Source organism: Gemmatimonadaceae bacterium (assembly GCA_035533755.1).
Lineage (GTDB): Bacteria > Gemmatimonadota > Gemmatimonadetes > Gemmatimonadales > Gemmatimonadaceae > JAGWRI01.
The window spans coordinates 1-4,127 of sequence record DATLTC010000082.1 but is presented as its reverse complement, the minus strand read 5'-3'; the positions used below and the strand labels follow the sequence as shown (position 1 = coordinate 4,127).

Here is a 4,127-nt window from a genome sequence, read left to right as displayed (position 1 = left end):
CGCGGCCAGTCCCGAGCCCAGACGCGGGGCGGCCTTCAGCTCGTCGACGATCTGGATGCGGCCGTCGGGCCACACGTCGGCGAGGATCTGCCGGATGGAGTTGGACCCGATGTCGATGGCCGCGATGCGCTGCGGGCGGCCCGCCCTCGGGCCGGCGGCGGTCGTCACACCGGCGCGACGGGGCGCGCCGGTGCCGGTGCTGGCGGCGCGACCCGCGCCTCGGCGATCGCCAATCGGTAATCCGCGATCAGGTCGTCGAAGATTCGATCCCATCCACGCTGCGCGGCAAAGGTGAGCCCGGCCCTCCGCATCTTGGCCAATCGGTCGGGCTGCGCGACCGCGGCGCGGATGCCGCCAGCGAGATTCGCGCCGGCCCCCGGATAATACAACATCCCGCGGTCATCCGAGACCAGCGCGCGCGTGGGCCCCGCGTCGGCGGCGAGCACGGGAACGCCGGATGCCATCGCCTCGAGCAGCACGTTGCCGAAGGTATCGGTGACGGACGGGAACACGAACAGGTCGAGCGACGCGAAGAACCGACTCAGCGGCTCTCCTTCTAGGCGGCCCATGAACCGGGCCGAGGGCGGGGCCCCCCGGCGAAGCGGCTCCAGATAGGGCCCGTCGCCGGCGAACGCGAACACGAACCGCCCCGGCGCTTCCCGCTCCAGCCGGTGCATGGCGTCGAGCATCGTGTCGAGCCCCTTCTCGCGCGCCAGGCGCCCCACGTTGCCGATCACCCACCGTTCCTCGCCGGCACCCCACTGTTCGCGTAACCCGGCCGATCGGAAAGATGGATGGAAGCGCGCGGTGTCCACGGCGCGGCTCCACACGCGCACGCGCCGGAAGCCTCGGTCGATCAGCTCCCGCGCCGTGGCCTCGCTGGGCGCGTAGGTGCGGCGCCCGGAGTTGTGGAACCAGCGAAGGAACGACCACCCGGGCCCGGCGAGCAGCCCGAGGCGGTAGAACCGGGCATACGCGCTGAAGCTGGTGTGGTACGACGACACCATCGGAACTCCCAGCCGGCGCGCCGCGCGGCGGCCGGCCAGCCCGGCGCCGAAGGGCGTGGCGGCGTGGATCAGCGTGGGCGCCCAGTCGCGGAGTTCGTGTTCGACCCGTCCGTACTTGGGAAGCGCGATTCGCAATTCCGGATAGGCCCAGAAGGGCACACTGCGCAGGTCGCGCACGTGGGGTTCCGCCGAGCCTCCCGGCGCGCGCGCCGTCCACACCCGCACCTCGCCGCCTCGTGCGCAAACGGCCCGTTCCAGCCGGTCGAGCGTGCGCGTCACGCCGTTGAGTTGCGGCAGATGGGTATCGGTGAACAGCGCCAGGCGCAGTGGCAATTCTTCGGCGGGTGTCACAGGAGCGCATACAGAAACTGGTGATGGGCGCGTCGCCACCGGTCGAGATGGGCGGCCACGCTGGATGCCATCGCCGGACGGCGCAGGTCGGCCGGGTGCAGGGCGAGCCGGGCCAGCCAGGTGCGGCGCTGCATGAGCCACCGCGCTTCGGCTGCGGCCCTGGACAGGTGGGCACGCACCGCCGAACGCGCGCTCCACCGGACAACCGGGGAGGGGAGGCGCGTAGCGCGGGCGTGCAGGTGGATGGAGTTGACGTCCTCGCTGAACCGCAACCCGGCTCGACGCACGGCGCGGTAGGTATCCTCGCGGGCCAGCCAGGCGGGTGCCACGAATCCGATCGGGTCGAGCCCCACGCGCTCCAGCGACCGGAGGCCGCGGCGGATCCGCACGCCGGCCTGCGCTTCGTTGAGGGCGAGGAACTCGCCCTCGCGGGCGGTCGCGCCGAACGCACGCACCGTGTCGCGCAGACCGCGGCGCAGGCCGTGCTCGTCGTGGCGTTCGCCGTGCAGGAAGATCTCCGCGCCCTCCCGCGCCTTGGCGCGCAGCCAGGCGGTGAACCGGGGATACTCCTCGATGGGCCAGTTGCCGTGCCAGTTGGGGACGACGAACAAGGCGGGTACCAGGCCGCGCTCGGCGCAGAGGTCCCACAGCGCCCGCACATCGCGCTCCAGGGCCGGCGTCACGTCGTGGATCGATACCAGAAGTTTCATGATCGGGCCAGTGAGTCGTATACGGTGAACAGCCGGTCGAGCACCTGCGTCCAGCCGTGTTCGCGTTCCGCGTAGATCCGGCCCCGGGCGCCGAGCCCATGCAGGTCCGACCGGAGGAGCGCCGCGAGCTGCTCGGCAAGCGAACCGACGGCCGCCGATTCGAATCGCGCCCCGGCCCCCGATCGCTCCACGAGTTCGGCGACGCCGCCGCGGTCGGAGGCCAGCACCGGCACCCCGCTGGCCATCGCTTCGATGGCTGAGAGGCCGAACGTCTCCAGCGAACTGGGCGCCGCATACACGTCGGCGGCGGCCATCAGATGGGCCAATCGCGTGCGATCGGCCATGTACGGCAGCCAGCGAACGCGCAGCCCTCGGGCCCGCGCGCGGAGCGCGTCGGCGCGCGGACCCCCGCCCACGATCACGAGATGGGCGTCCATCGACGGCTCGGCCAGCCGCCAGCCGTCGATCAGAGTCTCAAGTTCCTTGTCGCGCGCCAGCCGGCCTACGAACAGCACCAGGGGGCGGTCGGAAATCCCAGCAAGCCTCCGCGTCAGGCGGGCACTGGCGCGCCGGCGTGGATGGAACAGATCGAGGTCCACGCCGAGCGGCACCTGCGTGGTGCGGTCGATGCCGGCCGCGGCGAGTTCACGCTTGACGAAGTCCGAGGCGACGATGGTCGTGGCGAAGGCATGGTCGAGGGCGCGTAGGTAACGCCAGGCGAAGCCCTCGAGCATCCGCCGATGGGCTGGCGAGCCGGGCCCGCGCGGGGCGATCATGCGGGGCAGGTGGCTGTGGTAGAAGGCGACCAGGGGTACCTCGGCCCCGCGCGCGGCGTGGCGCACCACCCACGGGACCAGCCCAATGCTGCCGACCTCGATCACGTCGGGGCGCTCGTGCTCCACTATGCGGCGGCTGGAGCGCGTGGCGAGCATGAACCTGTACGGGGCCTGTGTGGGGACCCGGGGGCCGCGCAACCGGTAGCAGCGCACCCCGGCCGTCTCGGTGATCGCGTCGCGCCGGCCGGGAACCACGACCACGTGACGCAGGCCGGGGCGTTCCTCCACGTACCTGGCCTTTTCGAACAGGTACGTGCGCACGCCGCCGCTGGTCTCGCCGAAGAACTCCGTGATGTCAAGCACGGCCCGCCGCGCACCGGAACGGAGGCGCGGCGGCAGCGCCTGGGTTCCGATGTCGAGCCCCGTCTGCGCCTGAGGGGCGTCGAGCAGGGCCCGCTCCACCGCCTCTCGCCCGGCGCCTGTGGGATCCCCAATTGCCGCGATGCGCGCGGCGATTGCCGTCATCACCGCGCGAGCACGGCGAGAGCGGTCGCCACGGCGATCAGTTGGCCGGCGATCACGTCGCCCGGGTAGTGCACCCCGAGGAACACGCGGGTCAGGCCCACGGCGGCAGCGCTCAGGATTACCGGTACGGAGAGCGCCGGGAAAAGCACGGCGTACACGACCGCGATAGACATGGCCGCTGCGGCGTGCCCCGATGGAAAGGAGAAGCGGTCGGGCTCGGCGATCATTGCCCGCGCTGTAAGCGACCGCGATGGACGCGGGCGCCCCACGGTGCGTTTGAACTGCTGCACGATGAGGTGCGAAATGACGAGCGCCGCCAGAGGCTTGGCCCCGGCGGCGGCGATCGGCTTCACTCCCACGAGCGGGAGCGCGGCCAGGGCGAGACTGCTGAACGCCCCGCCGGCGTGCGTAATGGCGGTGAGGACGGCACGGAAGGCCAGGGCCGATCCATCATCGAGGGCCCAGCGGATGTAGAGGTTGCGGTCGCGGGCAGCGAGCCGGTTGAGCAGCGAGGTCTCCATGCGCCGCGGAGACTAGGCCCGGCCCGTCACTGGCCCTACCGGACCAGGCAACGAACCTGTCACCTGCGCGACACAGCGCCGCAACGGCTGGGCCGTTCAGGCCGGACGGCCGTTCACGTCGTCGGGAAAGAAGACGCTGATCGTCGAGCCCTGGCCGGGCACGCTCTCGGCGCGCACCGCGCCGCCGTGGGCCTCCGCCAGGTGCTTGACGATGGCCAGCCCGAGTCCGGTGCCCCC

Annotated in this window: 4 protein-coding genes; all 4 read right to left on the bottom strand. The window is 71.9% G+C overall.

The annotated features are described in order from the left end of the window. Window positions 1-164 precede the first annotated feature (164 nt). The 4 genes from VNE60_11760 to VNE60_11745 are packed head-to-tail and all read right to left on the bottom strand — an operon-like array spanning window position 165 to window position 3,890. Window positions 165-1,358: a glycosyltransferase family 1 protein gene (locus VNE60_11760; protein HVB32195.1), complete on the bottom strand. Its 1,194-nt coding sequence runs from the start codon at window positions 1,356-1,358 to the stop codon at window positions 165-167. Then, entirely contained in the window at window positions 1,355-2,068 is a 714-nt protein-coding gene (locus VNE60_11755; GenBank protein HVB32194.1) for a DUF2334 domain-containing protein, read from the bottom strand. The genes VNE60_11760 and VNE60_11755 overlap by 4 nt, the downstream gene beginning before the upstream one ends. Beyond that, complete coding sequence (locus tag VNE60_11750) at window positions 2,065-3,369, bottom strand: glycosyltransferase (protein HVB32193.1); 1,305 nt, start codon at window positions 3,367-3,369, stop codon at window positions 2,065-2,067. The genes VNE60_11755 and VNE60_11750 overlap by 4 nt, the downstream gene beginning before the upstream one ends. After that, window positions 3,369-3,890 (bottom strand): phosphatase PAP2 family protein, encoded by a 522-nt coding sequence (locus VNE60_11745; GenBank protein ID HVB32192.1) that lies wholly within the window; start codon window positions 3,888-3,890, stop codon window positions 3,369-3,371. Before VNE60_11745 ends, VNE60_11750 begins: the two co-directional genes overlap by 1 nt. Window positions 3,891-4,127: the final 237 nt, after the last annotated feature.

What these genes read in the sequence shown, in the direction of transcription:
- VNE60_11755 (HVB32194.1), bottom strand. Translation starts at nt 2,068, where the DNA reads ATGAAACTTCTGGTATCGATCCACGACGTGACGCCGGCCCTGGAGCGC.
- VNE60_11750 (HVB32193.1), bottom strand. Translation starts at nt 3,369, where the DNA reads ATGACGGCAATCGCCGCGCGCATCGCGGCAATTGGGGATCCCACAGGC.
- VNE60_11745 (HVB32192.1), bottom strand. Translation starts at nt 3,890, where the DNA reads ATGGAGACCTCGCTGCTCAACCGGCTCGCTGCCCGCGACCGCAACCTC.